This is a genomic window from Anaerosporobacter sp., assembly GCF_031551385.1.
Classification (GTDB): Bacteria; Bacillota; Clostridia; order Lachnospirales; family Lachnospiraceae; genus Anaerosporobacter.
The window spans coordinates 1-17,915 of the sequence record NZ_JAVBNS010000214.1 but is presented as its reverse complement, the minus strand read 5'-3'; the positions used below and the strand labels follow the sequence as shown (position 1 = coordinate 17,915).

The 17,915-nt window shown below is 32.7% G+C and carries 14 protein-coding genes and 1 tRNA gene; 2 read left to right on the top strand and 13 right to left on the bottom strand.

The genetic code is table 11. From position 1 onward, the window contains the following. Window positions 1–11: 11 nt before the first annotated feature. The 9 genes from RMR19_RS16535 to RMR19_RS16495 all read right to left on the bottom strand — a co-directional run bounded on the left by RMR19_RS16535 (window position 12) and on the right by RMR19_RS16495 (window position 10,840). Window positions 12–755: a MerR family transcriptional regulator gene (locus RMR19_RS16535; protein WP_310604606.1), complete on the bottom strand. Its 744-nt coding sequence runs from the start codon at window positions 753–755 to the stop codon at window positions 12–14. A 540-nt stretch (window positions 756–1,295) separates the two neighbouring features. After that, window positions 1,296–1,496 carry a Fic family protein gene (locus RMR19_RS16530; RefSeq protein WP_310604605.1) on the bottom strand — a complete coding sequence of 67 codons (201 nt, stop codon included), beginning with the start codon at window positions 1,494–1,496 and terminating at the stop codon, window positions 1,296–1,298. 542 nt (window positions 1,497–2,038) lie between these two features. Further along, complete coding sequence (locus RMR19_RS16525; RefSeq protein WP_310604604.1) at window positions 2,039–2,959, bottom strand: hypothetical protein; 921 nt, start codon at window positions 2,957–2,959, stop codon at window positions 2,039–2,041. Window positions 2,960–2,970: 11 nt separating this feature from the next. Beyond that, on the bottom strand, window positions 2,971–4,266 hold the full coding sequence (locus RMR19_RS16520; RefSeq protein ID WP_310604603.1) for an AAA family ATPase: 1,296 nt from the start codon (window positions 4,264–4,266) through the stop codon (window positions 2,971–2,973). A gap of 17 nt (window positions 4,267–4,283) precedes the next feature. After that, on the bottom strand, window positions 4,284–4,634 hold the full coding sequence (locus RMR19_RS16515) for a hypothetical protein (protein ID WP_310604602.1): 351 nt from the start codon (window positions 4,632–4,634) through the stop codon (window positions 4,284–4,286). 810 nt (window positions 4,635–5,444) lie between these two features. Further along, complete coding sequence (metA, locus tag RMR19_RS16510) at window positions 5,445–6,350, bottom strand: homoserine O-acetyltransferase MetA (protein WP_310604601.1); 906 nt, start codon at window positions 6,348–6,350, stop codon at window positions 5,445–5,447. 275 nt (window positions 6,351–6,625) lie between these two features. Then, a complete protein-coding gene (ligA, locus tag RMR19_RS16505; RefSeq protein WP_310604600.1) occupies window positions 6,626–8,587 on the bottom strand; it encodes an NAD-dependent DNA ligase LigA in 1,962 nt (653 codons plus the stop codon). A 604-nt stretch (window positions 8,588–9,191) separates the two neighbouring features. Next, window positions 9,192–9,974, bottom strand: coding sequence for a 23S rRNA pseudouridine(2604) synthase RluF (gene rluF, locus RMR19_RS16500; protein WP_310604607.1), 783 nt, complete (start codon window positions 9,972–9,974; stop codon window positions 9,192–9,194). A gap of 38 nt (window positions 9,975–10,012) precedes the next feature. After that, window positions 10,013–10,840 carry a hypothetical protein gene (locus RMR19_RS16495; RefSeq protein WP_310604599.1) on the bottom strand — a complete coding sequence of 276 codons (828 nt, stop codon included), beginning with the start codon at window positions 10,838–10,840 and terminating at the stop codon, window positions 10,013–10,015. A 387-nt stretch (window positions 10,841–11,227) separates the two neighbouring features. Here RMR19_RS16495 and RMR19_RS16490 point away from each other — a divergent pair. Further along, a tRNA-Arg gene (locus RMR19_RS16490) sits at window positions 11,228–11,301 on the top strand. A 55-nt stretch (window positions 11,302–11,356) separates the two neighbouring features. On the opposite strand, the gene RMR19_RS16485 is transcribed toward RMR19_RS16490, so the two are convergent. The 3 genes from RMR19_RS16485 to RMR19_RS16475 form a co-directional block, all read right to left on the bottom strand. Beyond that, on the bottom strand, window positions 11,357–12,301 hold the full coding sequence (locus tag RMR19_RS16485; protein ID WP_310604598.1) for a DUF5688 family protein: 945 nt from the start codon (window positions 12,299–12,301) through the stop codon (window positions 11,357–11,359). 126 nt (window positions 12,302–12,427) lie between these two features. Beyond that, the gene (locus RMR19_RS16480; protein ID WP_310604597.1) at window positions 12,428–13,129 is read right to left on the bottom strand and encodes a lysoplasmalogenase family protein; all 702 of its coding nucleotides are present in this window, start codon (window positions 13,127–13,129) and stop codon (window positions 12,428–12,430) included. A 72-nt stretch (window positions 13,130–13,201) separates the two neighbouring features. Beyond that, window positions 13,202–14,785 carry a putative bifunctional diguanylate cyclase/phosphodiesterase gene (locus RMR19_RS16475; RefSeq protein ID WP_310604596.1) on the bottom strand — a complete coding sequence of 528 codons (1,584 nt, stop codon included), beginning with the start codon at window positions 14,783–14,785 and terminating at the stop codon, window positions 13,202–13,204. A 303-nt stretch (window positions 14,786–15,088) separates the two neighbouring features. Between RMR19_RS16475 and RMR19_RS16470 the strand changes: the two genes are divergently transcribed. Further along, on the top strand, window positions 15,089–16,939 hold the full coding sequence (locus RMR19_RS16470; protein ID WP_310604595.1) for a GGDEF domain-containing protein: 1,851 nt from the start codon (window positions 15,089–15,091) through the stop codon (window positions 16,937–16,939). Between the two features lie 89 nt (window positions 16,940–17,028). On the opposite strand, the gene RMR19_RS16465 is transcribed toward RMR19_RS16470, so the two are convergent. Further along, window positions 17,029–17,915, bottom strand: an 887-nt coding sequence (locus tag RMR19_RS16465) for a helix-turn-helix domain-containing protein (protein ID WP_310604594.1), incomplete at its 5' end; no start/stop codon positions are given.

Here is a 17,915-nt window from a genome sequence, read left to right as displayed (position 1 = left end):
ATAATGGAGGGTTATTTATATTTTCTTTTCATATCCTTGAGACTTCGAATGATCACTTCAGCATCTTGGGCGGCTTCCTGTAACGATATTATTATTTTATCACAAGCAGAAATAATATCTGCATCGTCTTCTGGAGTATTCAAAATTTCCATTATGTTAATCTGTGGATTTGCCGTAAGTGCATTCAACATGCGCAGTATTGCTTCTAATGAATAATTTGCACATCGAAGCGACCTTATTATTTTTAACCGCTTAATATCCTCACTTGTATAATAACGGTATCCATTTTGTTTTCGCTTCACTCTTAGTAAACCATTTAACTCCCAATTCCTGAGTGTATCCATAGAAATACCTAAATAATCCGATACTTCCTTTCGTTTTAAGCATAGAGTATCCGAGGTTGTATTCCCCTCTAAAATTTGCTTTACTATACAAATTGCTTCCACTGCATTTTTATTTTCTTGGTGTACTTGATTCAAATACTCCTGTGCAAGAATAAGAGCCTTGTCAAAATCTCTATTTGCAGAAACTTTTACTGTTTCTACAATCTTTTTGCGTAACCCATTCTGAACCACTTCCATTTTAAGAGCAATTCGCACAAGTTCTATCTGCTCAATATGAAAATCTGTAAAGACTCTGTATCCATTTGATTTCCGCTCTACTTGAGATATCAGTCCCCATTCTTCATATAAACGAACCGTATTCGGATGTATTCCTATTACCTTAGCAACCTCTGAAGTCTTGTATGTCTTCAAACATAATCACCCCCATCTTAATTGTAGCATACCACAAAAGTCTGGTGTTATATTGGAGGGTTTCGTAAGTAATTTGAACAAGTTCTCCAATCTGAAGTATCTGATACCTTTCTGCTTTTTATAGTCAAGAAAGATATGGAAAAAGAAGCCATCACAGTTCATATTTGAAATGTGATAGCTTCTTATAAATGTATAAAATGTTAATAAATCAACGGACTTTACATCTAGTAGATTTATATATTATGCAATTCTATTTTTTAGTTCAGCAACCTCTTTTTCAAGCAAAGCAACTTTCTCAGTAAGTACATTTACTTCTATTCTAGTCATAACATCTTTGCCAGAACCTTTTATTGCCTCATCCAGTTTGTAACTTCATTCTCCACTATTGGTATAAAAACAATAGGAAACATCTTGATTACCTAATATTTTTGTAGCATCGTTTGTCGTCAATAATTTTATCGTTTTATTATTTTCCCCAATCTGAACTTTTTTAACAAACATACAGATTGAACCAGCATTTAGTTCAATCTTAATTGCATTTCAGCATTTCTTATACTTTTGCTTGCTACTACTTGGCTTATCTGGTATTGTCATTTCGATATAGCCAAGTTCCAAAGCTGGTAACAAATAATTTTCTCTGAATGTAGGTCTATGCTTTAATCCTAGCAATTCCATTAAATCTTTGGTTGAGTATTCGTTATCACCCATAGCCGCCAACAACTTTTCAACTTGTTCGGTCACTTGATCGGTTACTTGTTCGGTATCAGCAATTTCATATAATGCATCATAGATAGCTTTTAGCAGAAATTCAATAAATCTCTTCCTGAATCAGCACCATGGTCACATTCACCTAAGACTTTATAATATTCATCACTTTTCCAGATTTTCTAAAAACAATCTCTTCTCAAGATATTTTTCACTTTTTTGAAAATGAAGAACTTATTCATTTACTTTGTGTCACCACTGGTGACACAAATAATATTTTTCCATTGCATTTAAAATTTTCAATTAAACAAATGAGCATATTTATTAAGCTTCTCGTTGTGTTTATAAAATAGAGTAGTTTTAAGTCTAGACTTTTATACATGCTTTTTTGAGAAAAGATCCTAACACTTAGTGTAATGGTCTTAATATTTATAAATCGTTAAATGTAATCTATTATTTATGTGATATCGCTATTAATTGAAGTTCTCTCACTCTTTCAATAATAGCATTACTTATCATCAAACTTACTTCACTACACACTATCATTATCCGTTTTTTCCTCACGTAAAATATATCGACTATGCTAACTGCATAATCCTATCTTTTATGTAATCAACATCACTATAATCATAATTCTTAATTAAACTGTTTTCAATATCATTAATTTGTATATTTTTATTTTTCTTATATAAACACAGATCATATTCTTCAATCTTACAATATTGACATTGCTGTATCTCTGCATTTTTACATTTAACTGGAAGTTCCTGTATTTTACGCAAAAATTGTCCTGCGTGCAATCTTAAAAACCAATGCCCCTTAACAATCGTTTTAAAAGACTCATCATTATAAGCGATATCTTTTTCAGAAGCAAAATCATCTAAATCTGTCTTTTTATTCATTATCTCTTCTTTTTTATCGTTCTTGCAGATAAATTCAATTGTTTTGGAATAACCTACTGATGCATTATACTCCGTTCCTGTACAAGCACCTTTTAAAGCTTCCAAACAAGCATAATATATATATTTATGCATTTCTTCATCAGCTCTTTCAAAAAAAGATATAAGTCGGTTATCAATGAAGCTCTCTCCTATTGATGTATAATCTTGTACCAGTTGTTTAATATTATTACGGTTAATTAAATGAGACTCATACGAGTAGTACTTTAAAATTAAAATACATAAGTTATCAGGCACATAACCACGAAAAAATCTTGCATCTCTATCAATTATACCAAGTAAATATTTTTGACATTGTTGCTTTTTTTCTGTACATTCCTCTACTGACTTAACAGCTCTAATCACATCGTCACAACTATGTCCACTATGTTCTTTTAAAACATCAATGGGGTATATAGTTACCTTTTTTTTTATTATATTACAAAGCCTATCATAAAATGGAACATCATCTTTTCCTTCAACTATAATGACTGGTGTATGCTCCATTATTGCATCAGCATATATCTCTCCTGCAGTTTTTTTCAAATCATCATTTGCCATAACAATTCTCCCTATTCTAGTTCTACCATTGCATCAAAATTATTATTTACAACAGATGAACTATGTGTAGCTACTATTATTTGAGCATTTGGTAATATATCATTTAGTGTAGAAAGTATTTTTTTCTTCCAAGAGACATTTAAAGATAATTCTGGCTCATCTATCATAACTATATTTTTATTACTTCCAATAATCATACAGCCTGTTAATAATGATAGAAGATGTTTTTCTCCACTTGAAAGTTGAGATAAAATATGATTATTTTTTTTATTCTCAAACTCTATATATGTTCCCTTTTCATCAATCTTTAACGATTTACCTTCTGATAAATGTTCGTTATATATTTCTAAAAGATAATTTATTGCCTTTAGCATTCCATCTTCTTTATTTAACTCTTCTAACATCCTTGCCAATAGATTCAATATAATATCACTTTTCTCACAATCTTCAATTATCTCATCTGCATTCGTTTTTTTCAAAGTATTAATTAATAATCTCTGCAGACTATTATCTGTCGATTCCTCTAAAGCTTCCAATAACTTATCTTTGTTCTTCATAATTTCATCTTTAAAATTAATGTGTTCTTGATAAATTTTTTCTTTCTTTTCTGCACCAAATTCAACAATATCAGAGAGAGTATTAAATACAGCGTCCCTTACTCTTAAACTTCTTTGTCTATTTGCACTATTAAAATTTCTATTTAAAACCTCTTCAACTGATGTCATATCTAATTTTTCTATTGTAACGTTATTTCTCATAAGCTGATTATATTTATTTGAAAAACCTAATCTACTCTCACTTCTATTATCTACTCTATTTAAGTAGTGTACCAAATCTTCAGAAAAATTTTCTCCACGATTACGAAGTAGACTTCTATATGTTCTACCAAATTCACTTCTTAAAAATCTTTCTATTTGTATAGGCGTTACATTCATATTGTACGAAATTGCACGATTTACACCAAATAGAATCGAAGAAACATTATTCGGAAAATCTCCCCACTTATATTTACTTTCAAGATCTTCTCTATCTCTATTTTTATCATTAATATCATCTTCATTATATCTCTGAATATTATATGTCTTATCCTGTTTAGTATCCGATAAAACAATTTCCACTTCTTCTACTTTCTCTTCCAGTAAAACATCTTCTGTTTTTCCCAATATTGCACTTATTATACGTAGTATAGAAGTTTTTCCACAACCATTCTTACCAAATAATATTGCTATATTGTCATCTGGAAATTCAATATTAACAATTCTTTGTTCATCCTTAAAACCTTTTATTCTCAATTGCTTAATTCTCATAATTTACAATATCACCTCTACATCTCTTTCAAATTATTTATAATCTTTATATAGAAATCATTCTCATAATCGTAAACATATCCTTTGTTTTCCAATTCAGTATCTAACTCATCTGCACAATATGGACAAATGGGGTCTTCTAAGATATATTCAATCAAAACAAAATTACCACAAGTTCTACAATAAACAGCTTCACCATAATTTTCTTCAAATTCAACTAATTCACTTTCCTGTTCTTCATCTTCTATTATAGGAAAACTATCTAAAGGATTATGACACTCATCACAATACCAAATAAGGTCAGATTCAAGAAAAAATGTTCTTTCTCTATTACAATGATTGCAAAAACATTCCTTATTATTTGCCATCTCTCAACCTCCTTTTACTTGTTAATTTTACCACATACTGTTTTTTTATTCAATCTGATCATAACAGTATATAACTATAGAAAATTGAATATTCAATGTGCAGATTTGGTATAAAAAACACTGTTACATCATTTTTAAATAGGTGATAGCATTTAGTACCATCACTTTTCAAGTATAATAGCAAAAAGTGCCCTCAATCCAATGGTTTTTCCCCTAATAAGTTCACTAGTGACCTGAACCGTATCTGATGCATATCTTTCTATGCTTATCCTAATTTCCAAATGTTTCCACAACAAAAGAGCTGTACTACAAGAATTTGATCAATTGAACATTATTACTTCTTAATTCCCTCTTCCCATGTCTAACAATCATCCATAGTATACCTCCTACCTCATATATCGTCACATCAACACAATTTTCTGTTCATTATACCTTGCATATATTTCATTCATTAGAAGCGCCCTTTCCTATGACAATTAATTCAACTTCTAATCATTCATCAACAGATAAAAGAAAAACAAAAAGCAACATGCAAAAGCTCCCCACTACAGGAAACTCTAAAACATACTGCTTTCACATACATTCCATGTACCAATTCTCATATCACAGGTTATCTTCTGCATTCATTTTTCATCATTACAATTAAATTAATTTTTCATATCTCTTGAATTTTTTCACCAAATGACACCACTCAATACTTACACCTTTTCGCCCCATTTCTGACATCAAAACATATGATATTCTGCGATACTTTACGATAGTTTGTTGTTATTCCTCAACAACATCAAAGTCTTGTAGCTATAGTTCTTTCTACAACTCATACGGCGTAACCTGATAAACAAAATAATTCAACCAGTTCGTATACAACGTATTCGAATGCCCTCTCCAAGAAAGAATTGGACGCTTCTCTGGGTCATTGTCTGGATAGTAATTCTTAGGCTTATCAATTTCTAGCCCTTTTAACGTATCCCTCTTATACTCACCATCAAGCGTAATACGGTCATATTCTGGATGCCCTGTAACGAAAACATGCTTCCCGTCTTTTGACATAACGATAAATACGCCTGCTTCTTCTGATTCAGCAAGAATTTCAAGATTCTTATTCTTTGCAATCTCTTCCGTACTAACACCAGTATGTCTTGAGTGTGGTGCATAGAAATAATCATCAAATCCACGGACAAGTGCCACTTTACGATTTAGTACTTTATGTTCAAATATACCAAACACTTTTTTATCTAATGAATACTTGTTAATACCATAATGATAATACAAACCTGCTTGAGCACCCCAACAGATGTGTAATGTTGATGTTACATTTGTTTTTGACCATTCCATGATGTCTGTAAGCTCTTTCCAATAGATTACATCTTCGAATTCCATCTGCTCTACTGGTGCACCAGTAATAATCAATCCATCAAAACGACGCTCTTTTATTTCCTTAAATGTTAGATAGAATTTGTCCAAATGACTTGCTGCTGTGTTCTTGCCAACATAGGTTTCTGTCGTTAAGAATGTCACATCAACTTGCAATGGCGTATTGGATAAACTTCTAAGCAATTGAACTTCCGTATCTTCTTTTAATGGCATAAGTTTGAGGATTGCTATTTGAAGCGGTCTAATATCCTGAGCTACCGCACGATTCTCATCCATCATGAATATATTTTCTTCCTCTAAGACTCTCTTAGCAGGCAGGTTTTTCTGTACTTTGATAGGCATGGCTATCCCCCTCCTTCTGCAAATGCAGGTATCTAATTTCAAATATTTTAGGATTGCGAGAACATGTAATGCGTAGCAATCCGTGTATCAGTTGAGGACAAAATCCCCTTTGACCCCAACATCATAATTGTGATTTACAAAACTTTTTTCATACAGCTATAACCACAATTTTAACACGATTATCCTCTAAAATCAACACATGGATACGCTTATTCCATACCCAAGATATATCAAAAAACTCTTATATAGGGCAGTTATTTTTTAGAAATGATTTTTTAGACACGCCCTATCATCTCCATAAATTCAAGCTCTGTAATAATAGGAATCTCTAATTCTTTCGCCTTCTTATTCTTTGAAGAATTGGATAAATTATCATTGTTAATAAGATAGTTTGTTTTTGATGTAACTGAACCTGTTACCTTACCACCTTTTGATTCAATCAAAGCTTTTACTTCATTTCGATTTGCAAAATGCTCTACCGAACCTGTAATAACAAAATTCATCTTGTCAAAAATCAAATCCGATTCATCCACCACTTCTTCTTCAAAAGTAACTTCTTCTAACAAATCATCCACAATTTTTCGATTCTCTTCTTTTTCAAAAAAAGCGACAAATGTTTCTGCAATAATATCTCCAATCCCCTGAATCTCAACAAGCGTTTCAGCCGTTGCGTTTCGAACAGCATCTAAATCATTCTTATATGCTTTGCAGATTAGCTTTGCATTCGATAAGCCTACATTAGAGATTCCTAAGCTGTAGATGAATTTCGCCAATGTTGTACGTCTCGCCTTATCAATAGAAGCAATCAGATTCGTATACGATTTTTCACCAAAGCCCTCCATCGTTATAATTACGTCTTTGAACTTATCAACATGGAATAAGTCCGCTAACTCCTTAATCATTCCTTCTGCAATTAATTTCTCAATCGTAGCTTCAGATAATCCCTCTATATTCATTGCATCTCTTCCAACAAAATGCGTAAATGATTTAATCTTCTTTGCCAAACAATCTGGGTTAATGCAGTATAATGACTTTACTCCATTTTCTTGCTTAATCTGCGTTTGACCTTGACAGACCGGACAAGTATCTGGAACTACAACGGTATTACTTCTTGTTAGATTCTCTGCAATTTGTGGGATAATCATATTGGCTTTATAGACTTGAATCGTATCCTCAATACCTAATTGCAAAGCTTCTACAATACTTACATTATGAACACTTGCACGACTTACGGTTGTCCCTTCTAACTCTACTGGTTCAAAGATGGCTACTGGGTTAATTAAGCCAGTACGAGAAGCACTCCATTCTATCTCCTTTAGTTTTGTTTCTTTAACTTCATCTTGCCATTTGAAAGCAATGGAATCACGAGGGAATTTAGAAGTTGCACCTAATGATTTACCATAGGCAATATCCTCTAATACTAATACAAGACCATCGGAAGGAAAATCATTTTCAACAATGGTATCAGAAAACCATTTTACCGTATCAGCTATTGTCTCTGCCGTTACTTTCTTTGTTTCAACAACATCAAAACCTTGTGCGCTTAACCAGTTCATCTGCTCTTCTCTTGAATTGTTAAAATCCTCGTCCGAAGCATTAACAAGCGAAAATGCAAAGAAATGCACATTTCTCTTCGCCGTAATTTCATTGTTTAGCTGTCTCACACTACCACTACATAGATTTCTTGGATTCTTATATTTTGAATCTACATCTTCGATTTCTTCGTTAATCTTGGCAAAATCAGAATATTTAATAACAGCTTCTCCACGAAGTACTAATGTTCCTTTATATTGAATCGTCAGTGGAATGTTCTTGAATACTCTTGCATTGTTGGTAATAACTTCACCAACTTCACCATTACCACGTGTAACCGCCTTTACTAACTTTCCTTCTTCATATGTCAAAACAATTGTTAATCCATCTAATTTCCAAGACAATAAACCTTCCTGTGAGCCTAACCAATCACGTAAAGTTTCCACTTCTTTTGTTTTATCAAGCGACAACATCGTTGATTCATGACGTTCCTTCGGAAGTTCATCTAAAGCCTCATAACCAACATTTTGCGTCGGGCTATTAGACAATACAATACCTGTCTCTTTCTCCAACTCTACCAACTCATCATACAACTTATCATATTCAAAGTTCTTCATAATTTCATTATCTTCTTGATAATAAGCCTTACCAGCTTTATTCAATAATTCCACTCGCTCTTTTATTTCCTGCAATTTATCACTCATCGTTTTACCATACCTTTCTTAATCTCTTATCTTTTATCTTCTATTAATCTGTTTCAAGAGTCAAAAGGTTAAGAAGAACGTTGACCATGAATACTTGGTAATATTTATTCATTCACCAACTTACCTGTACTTGTGTATCAACAAAGTATATATGCAAAACTTCGTAACCTTGACTTGCTTCTTCGCTGCCGTATTAGAACAAAGAAACGATAGCGAAACACCTATAGTACTTCTTAGTGTGTAATTAACAACCTAGGAAGGCGAGGCATGGACGCCGAGCCTGCCTGAGCTGAGGCAGGATGCCGAATCGAAGGCGTTTCCGCAACTTTTCATTATCTTCCCATACACACTTAGAAGTTCTTAGGTGTGTAGCGTGTTTCGTGTTCTAATACGGCAGTGAAGAAGCTATACAAACATATAAAGTTTTGCATCATAAACATCATAGTACACAAGTACATCTATTCCGTACAAATGAATAAATATTTCCAAGTATTCATTTGAATAATTGCAAAACCTTTTGACGCCCCCTATATTCTATTAACTTAAACAAGCCAAGCTAAATAGTCTCATTTTCTTTAGCTTGGCAATTTATTAATTTCTTTTGTTATTTACTGCTTTTACTACGATTCGAACTCGCAGTCTGCTTCTTCTGAGATGTAGATGTAAGCTTATACAAGTCTTCAAGCTCCTGTTCTGTAACTTTACGCCACGTACCAACTTTTAGCTTTCCAATCTTAATATTCATAATTCGAACTCTCTGTAATGAAACAACACGATAGCCTAGATACTCACACATACGGCGTATCTGTCGATTTAATCCTTGCGTTAATATAATATTGAATGTAAATTTATTAATCTGTGTTACTTCACATTCTCTAGTTACTGTATCTAGGATTGGAACTCCCTCACGCATACTTTCAAGAAACTTTAGAGTAATCGGCTTATTCACGGTTACTATATACTCTTTTTCATGAAATGTACTTGCTTTTAATATCTTATTCACAATACTTCCATCGTTTGTTAGCAAGATAAGTCCTTCTGAATCTTTATCAAGGCGTCCAATTGGATATACTCTCTTTGGATAATTTAAAAAATCAATAATATTATCTGGATCTTCTTTTTGCGCTGTACATGTTATTCCTCTTGGCTTATTCATAGCAAGAAAAATCATTTCATCTTCTTTGCTGATTGTCTTATTATCAAACTTAACTACATCACCTTGAAAAATCTTCGTTCCCATTACAGCAACTTCGCCATTTACTTGAATTCGTCCTTCTTCTACATAACGATCTGCTTGTCTTCTTGAACAGATTCCACAATCACTTAAGTACTTATTAACACGAATTCCTTCTTGAATATCTTTTTCGATAACTGGTTTTTTTTTCATCTTAATTCCTATTCTACTAATCAAACACTATCGTTGATTTAATTTTTGTCTGATGCTTCTTTATCCTTCGTATCCTTGCTTGCAGAATCATCTGACTTTTTATCATCCGCTTTTGTATCGTCTTTTTTTGTATCATCTGTCTTTTTATCAGCACTATTACTTGCTGCACCAGTACGCTCATCAATGAATTTCTTTAATTCCTCATCCCTTGTTGAAACTTCTTCAAGCTTTGTATTAACCGCAGTAATAATATCAATTACAGCTTGATTATTCGATGTTTCTTGTATGAACTTTTGTGTTTCATCATCAACTGCACCTAGATAAATATACGGATTACCAGATTCATCAAGCTTTATATATAGTCTTGTCATTCCTGGTGCTAACGTTTCGATATTCAAGATTTTTAAATCTTCATAAACATATACTACAAAAGAATCTTTTGTAGGTCCATTTAATGTATAGCAAGCAAGATTTCTATATTCTTCAATATATTCAGATTTTGCACGTAAATCATCTTCATCAATTACAGAAGTATCACCCACTAATGTACGAATTGTCTCATAATCACATGCTGCTTTTGCTGTCATATACTTCTTAATCAAATCATTAATTGCAGGATATATATCCATACGCAATTCTCCATCATTTGGCTCTCCAACTAATTCAATTTTTGCAGTTGTACCTTCCTCTGTATCTTTTTCTACATCTGTAGTCTCTGCATCTGTATTATCATCAATAGTTCTTGTTACAGCTACATCACCCTTTTCTGCCTTTTCCTTTGGCTTACTTAACGATAATGTTACCATTCCTATTCCCATTGCACTCATCGATATGATTAATATCATTTTCTTATATCTTAACTTCATAATAACTAATATACTCCTTTCAAAATTTCCGAGACTTTATAGCAAATATCAACTTCTTTTTAATAAAACCACCTTATAAAAGGTTACATTTTATCTGCTTTATATAAGCAACAAATATTAAACTGTTCATTTTTGTAATTTTACACATCGTGTTTAGTCTCCACTTTACATATTAGCAAAGTTGTCTATAAAAATCAACATAATTATTACATATCCTTCAACATTCGGCGTCTTTTCTTTTAATATTTACGTGATATTTATTAATATCTTTGTAATACATTCGTAACTATTCAGGGGATATTATTTTCTTATTATTTTAGCACATTTTTCATTCTGCCAACTTTACATTTTGATTACAATCAAGTATAATGTCTTTGGTATCGCTTTGCACTTGTAGCTCAGTTGGATAGAGCATAGGCCTCCGACGCCTAGGGTCGCAGGTTCGAATCCTGTTAGGTGCATACTTAAAAGAAAGGTATAATTGGTTTCCGCCATCTATACCTTTCTTTCTTTTTTCTATTCTTCTAACATAATTTCTTTACACATTCGGTCGTAATAATATATATTAGACGACAGTACTTCTTCTGCTGCAACTTGCGTTTCATTCACTTCACTTACCATTTGGATTAATTGAGATTTATCGATTTCTTCTTGAAAAGGTACTAGAATAACTTCATGAATACTACTTGGTAGTATGTAGATATTAGATTGAATCTGATTTGAAAAATTCTCGATTACATTCGGATATAACAGTGCACTTGCTCCATTAATATTATTTAAATTTGATAAAATATACATAGAATGTACAAACTCTGCTTGTGCTGCAATCTCCTGTTTTACATCCTCTATCACTTCTTCTGTAATTATTGAAGGTGATAATTCCTCTATGAACAATTCTTGCAAAACTTCTTCCATTGTTCGAATACTTGATGGAAATAATTTAGGTGTATTCACTCCCGCGAATTGATATAGTCCTTTTACCGTAAGATTCCAACTCTCCATCAAATCTCTCGTTACAATAAATGAACCGATTCCATTATCATCATTACGTACTACACAATGAAATGTTATTGCTAAATCCACAAACTGCATAAATGGTATCTCTGCTAATCGCTTTCGATTACTCTTACGATTTACCACTCGGTAAACAATCCTATCTTTCCATTTCTCCAGACTCATATCATCCGCAACTTCTTCTAACGAATGTTCCTGCACCGTATGGATTCGTAATTCTACAATTTCCTTACTTAGTTTTGGAATCGATTCGCCTTGGAGATACCTCTCATAGTAGGTGTTTACATAAACGGTTGGAGATACTCTTTCTCCCTCTTTCATCAAGACAACTCCATTTTGCTCTACATCATTGTTTTTAATAACCGAATGAAATTGAACTTGATATCTTGGCGCAGCCATCTGCTCTATGCATACTTGCATATGAGCCAAAAAATCTTCATATTGCATAAAACCTCCTTAATTAGTTGAATTATATTTGCCAAAAAACACTTTCAACTTCTATATTTTACCATCTCGTTTCTTTTTTTGCAACACCAAGTTCAACATTGATTCAAATTCAACCTCAATTAAATTCTATATTAAATTCTTTCTCCCCACCATCGCAATTAGCACCTGAGATGGCAGATAGTAAAACCACATCGCTACGGTAGCTACTTCATATATCTTTTGATAAACATGAGAAGAGCTAACATTCAGATAGCTCCCTGCATTATACATGGCAACATGGATATCACATAGCAAAAACAGTGTCATACCAATTGCAAAAAGTTTTCTATATCGCCCTTCCTTGCTGCAAATCCATGAAAACAGCACATTACTTAGCAAATGAATAAAATAATAGGCTGATACTATAATTACAATATCTATCTTAATGAACACCACCTGTGGAAGCACTAGCATAATCCCCCCTATAGCACAAATCTGTATCACTTCTTTTATAAGAAACTGCCTTTTATCTTTACTGCAATAGATGCTATACATCGTCTGGGTAACACAAAAACTGAGCATTCCCCATGCAAAATCCTTTGTAAACAGTAAGAAATAATCCGATATAACCGTAAAAAAAAGACCTGCCAGTATGTATGCAGATCTTTCTTTCTTTTTACTGTATATCGCATATAAAAAGCATAAGATGATACTAGCATACTTAACTCTTGAACTAGTTAGAGGATACGATTTACTAATATCTAATGTTAAAAACACTAGATAATTCATAATCTGAATGCTCCAATATACATATTGTATCATCTTGTTTGCTTTATCCGTCCCTACCATTTGAACATTCTCCTTTAATAAGCGAATATTGACACACTATCATGGAGATATTATTTACTATGGATAGAATAATTATGCTTTTTTGTTATATCTTCCTAATAATTCATTCGCACCAGCCTTTGGCAATGGCTTACTATATAGAAACCCTTGTGCTAATCTACAATCTACACTTCTTAGGAATTCAGCTTGTTCCTCGTATTCTACTCCTTCTGCAATTACATCCATTTCAAGATTTTTTGCCAGATTAATAATACTAGAAACAATCTTTTGATCCGATTGGTTTTCAATCAAACGATCTAAGAAACATTTATCAATTTTTATATTGTTTACAGGTAACATCCGTAGATAATTCATAGCTGAATAGCCTGTTCCAAAGTCATCCAACGAGAATCGTACTCCAAACGCTTTAATCTGTTCCACAACATCAACAGAATATTCAATATTATCTAGCACAACGGTTTCCGTTATCTCTAGTTCTAAATTCGCTGGATTTATTCCTGTTAAATCCAATATTTCTTTCACCATCGCAACTAAATCCGTGTCAAAAAATTGTCTGCCTGATAGATTTACTGCCATAGTAACATCGGAAAATCCTTTCTCTTCCCAACGCTTCAACTGCTTACATGCCTCTTGCATTACCCATTTTCCAATTGGTACGATCAATCCAGTCTGCTCTGCAATCGGTATGAATTCTCCTGGTGCAATAATACCTTTTACTGGGTGATTCCATCTAACAAGAGCTTCAAAACCTGCAATTTTGTTAGACTCCAAATCAATTTGTGCTTGATAGAATACTTCAAACTCATTGAAATCTATCGCTTGTCTCAATTCTGATTGTATTTCGATTTTGTTCATTAAACGTTCGTTTATACTCTCATTATAGAAACAATATGTATTTTTACCATTTTCCTTTGCGGAATACATTGCTAAATCAACATTTTTAATTAAGCTTTGTGTTGTTTTCGCATCTTTTGGTGCAAATGCTACACCAATACTGATTGTCACAAAGAATTCTTTTAACGACAATACGAATGGATAAGAGAACACTTTCTGTATCTTGTGGATTTTTTCTTCATATAGACCAATATCTTCAATATTCTGTGATAGTACAACGAATTCATCTCCACCAAAACGAGCCAGATAATCATTTTCATCAATAGCTTGTTTTAAACGATGTGTAACATCAATTAGTAATTCATCTCCATAGGAATGTCCAAGAATATCATTAATGTTCTTAAAATTATCCAAATCAATATACATTGCCGCAACTACTTCCTCTTTTCGAAGCGTGTTCATCACATGATCCAAATGTTCTGTAAAAGCAGTTCGATTCGGTATTTCTGTTAAATAATCTGTATATGCAATTTTTCGATTATTCTCTTCACTACGTTTTAATTCTTCGTATTTCGTTGATAGTTCCTTTTGCGTTATGGAAGCTTCTTTATATGCGTTTTCAAGTTTTGCATAGCTTTCCTTTAACTTTTCTTCCGTCAAATTAGCTTTATGCTGTGTATCTGCACGTTTCTTAATCGCTATTACAAGTGCAATTATAACAAGAATCAATACTGCAAATACCGCAATTACTATATTACATAATGTTTTATCAATTTCATAAATAGTGCTTCCACTACCTAGTATGCCTAACTTTATAGTCATGACATATTACCTCCCCTAGTACTTCAATAACAACTAGATAATAATATCCAACTGATTATACCATAGTTTATAAGCCTTTCCAACCTATTTTGGCTAATCGCAATTTCCAAAACTAAATTTCTATATATTAAATAATTTCTGCTATTTAATATAGTGCAAATTTACTATAGAAATATTGATTAACAGGCTATTATCTTTTTGTTTAATTATTATTCATTTTGCAATACAAAAAAAATGTGTTATAATGTGTTTATTATGTAAAGTGCACAAAATTTGTAAGAATTTTATCCAGAGGTGTTTATAATGCAAAATAATACAAAAATTGCTCTATTTATTTCTCATATATTTGGAGAATATCAAAAAAATCTATGTACAGGCATTATTTCAAAAGCTGCCGAATATGGCTACCATGTTGATATCTTTGTTTCTAGCGATGGTGAAACCACAGACGAACTTGGACAAGGCGAAAGTAGTATCCTTAAAATACCAAGTTTCTCAACGTATCGTGGTGTAATCTTTGCTTCTGGCACATATCTTGATTCAGGGCTAACAGACTTGATTGTTCAAACAATTCGCGAAAACTGTTCCTGTCCCATTGTTGATATAAATCAAGAACCATCTGAATTTTATACAATCCTAATTGACAATACACAACCAATGAAAGAATTGGTTTCACACTTAATTACAACACATAAATACGAGCGAATTTCCTTCTTAGCTAATAAGCAAGATAAATCATTTTCTGAGCAAAGAATTGCTTCCTATCAAGAAACTATGACAAAACATGGTCTTTCCTGGTCAGACAATACGATTGCATGGTGTCACCCTAATTTGGATTCCATTCATGAAGCAATCGATGCACTTCTTTCAGAACCAGATAATCAACCTGAAGTAATTGTATGTTACAATGATTCGCTTGCCCTTATGGTTTCCAAGATTCTAACAGAAAAAGGATTCTCTATACCAAACGATATTGCGATTACTGGATATGATAATATTGAAGCTGGTCGTCACAACGTTCCACCAATTACTTCTGTTGATTTTCCTATTCAGGAGTTAGGAGAACTTGCTGTTGATACACTGATTCGATTACATGCTGGTGAAACGTTAGATAAAGTCATTACCGCATCTGCTCACCCAGTTATTCATGCCTCATGTGGATGTGTTAATCCATCTACACAACGAAATAGTTACTATAACTTGACTCTTATTGATATCATTAACAAACGTGAACGAGAGATGATTACAGATATTAATCTCTCCTCTTCCTTGCTTAATATCACAGATATTGATGAAGGAATGGATGTTTTAGCTAGATATACCGATACCATAGAAGATCTTGAGGGATTTTACGTATGTCTCTATCCTGATTGGGATTCTCTATCGAACTCTATTCTTGATTATACCGATGAGGAAGATGATGATATTTACTCAAATGATTTGAAACTGTTAAAAATGGGTATCAAGAATGGGAAACGTATTCCAGAATGTAGTTTTAGTAACGACATACTTCTTCCAGAATCGATATACAGTAATAGTGCTGTTGCCTTTTTGTATATGCCATTATATTTTAGAGATAAAAACTTTGGCTATGTTGCTCTTTCCTATAATAACAACTATATTCCACATACATTTAGTTTTATATTATGGTTGCGAAATATTAATAATATGCTCCAAACAATTGTCAATAATTATGAGCGTACTGCATTAATTGACCGCCTTGAAACTTTGTATCTAAAAGATGAACTTACACACTTATGGAACTATAAAGGTCTCAAGAAACATTGTGAATCATTACTTACTAAGAGTGATTATCAAGTCGATACGATTCTTACCATCACTCTTCAAATTAAAGACTTAGAACAAATTCATTCACAATATGGTTCAAAAGAATCTGATCTTTGCCATTTGATTTTAGCAAGAGCACTTGAAAGTAATCAATCCGATTCGCTCTTCTGCTCACGTCCAACGAAGAATACATTTCTTCTACTATTGCAAGACGCTCAAGAAGAAGATGCTATTAGCTTAATGAATAAGATTGAAAAATATATTCAAAACTATCTTCTTATCCATAAGAAAACATATACTGTAGCACTAAGTTATTCTGCTCAATTTTATACACCTGACATATTATTTACTCTATTAGAAGAATAAATTATAAAACAAAAACAGGTCAATTTCATTATATGAATTTCAACCATAATGAAATTAACCTGTTTTTATTTTCCAATCGGTGTATCATCTTAATTCCCTAGCAAGGTATTTCTTCGGTATTCCGTAGGAGAAACTCCACACTGGCTTTTAAAAATCTTCATAAAATGCTTATCGTTATCATAACCTACCGCTTTACTTACATCTGCAATCTTCATATCTGTTGTACCAAGTAATCTTTTCGCTTCTTCTACTCTAATTTGCTTTAGGTAATTAACAAAATTGCAACCTGTATATTGTTTGAACACATAAGAGAATAAGGAATAGTTCATTGATATATGATTCGATACAACTGCCATATTCAAGTCACTCTTATAATTATCGTTGATATATACAAGTGCAGCCTGAACCTTTTGCTTATTACGGTAATCATCAAACTGTGTTAACAATCGTCCATTCAGATCTCTTATCCAGCCTTTAATATGCGTTATATATTGAGACAAACTTCCGTAGCTAAGTAAATCTTCCTTTTCCTCTTGCTGGATTTCTTTCAGTGCATTTCGGTAAGTCGCATAGGTTTTTTGTTTGATAAGTGCAAACATCTCTTCTATCGTTGAATCCGATATCTTACCAATCTTAAATTGATAGCAAATATGGTCGAGTAGCTTTAATGCCTCTTCGCATTTATCTGTTCCTATCATCTGAACAATTTGCTCGATTTCCTGCTCTAGATGTATCACTTCGCCAAATCCTTCTATCGACTCAAACGTTACAAGTTCGCTATCTGATATAAATGCTTGTCTTCTAGCTTTCACTGCCTCTAGATAAGCTATTTTAATCTGATCAAGTCCTTTATGCACTTGACTACAGCCTACACAGTATCCTCGCAGTTCTAATTTTAATATCTTGTCACGCAATGACTTTTCGACAATGAATACACCTTGTCCATTCACATCTTGCAAGAAAGTCACGCCTAGCA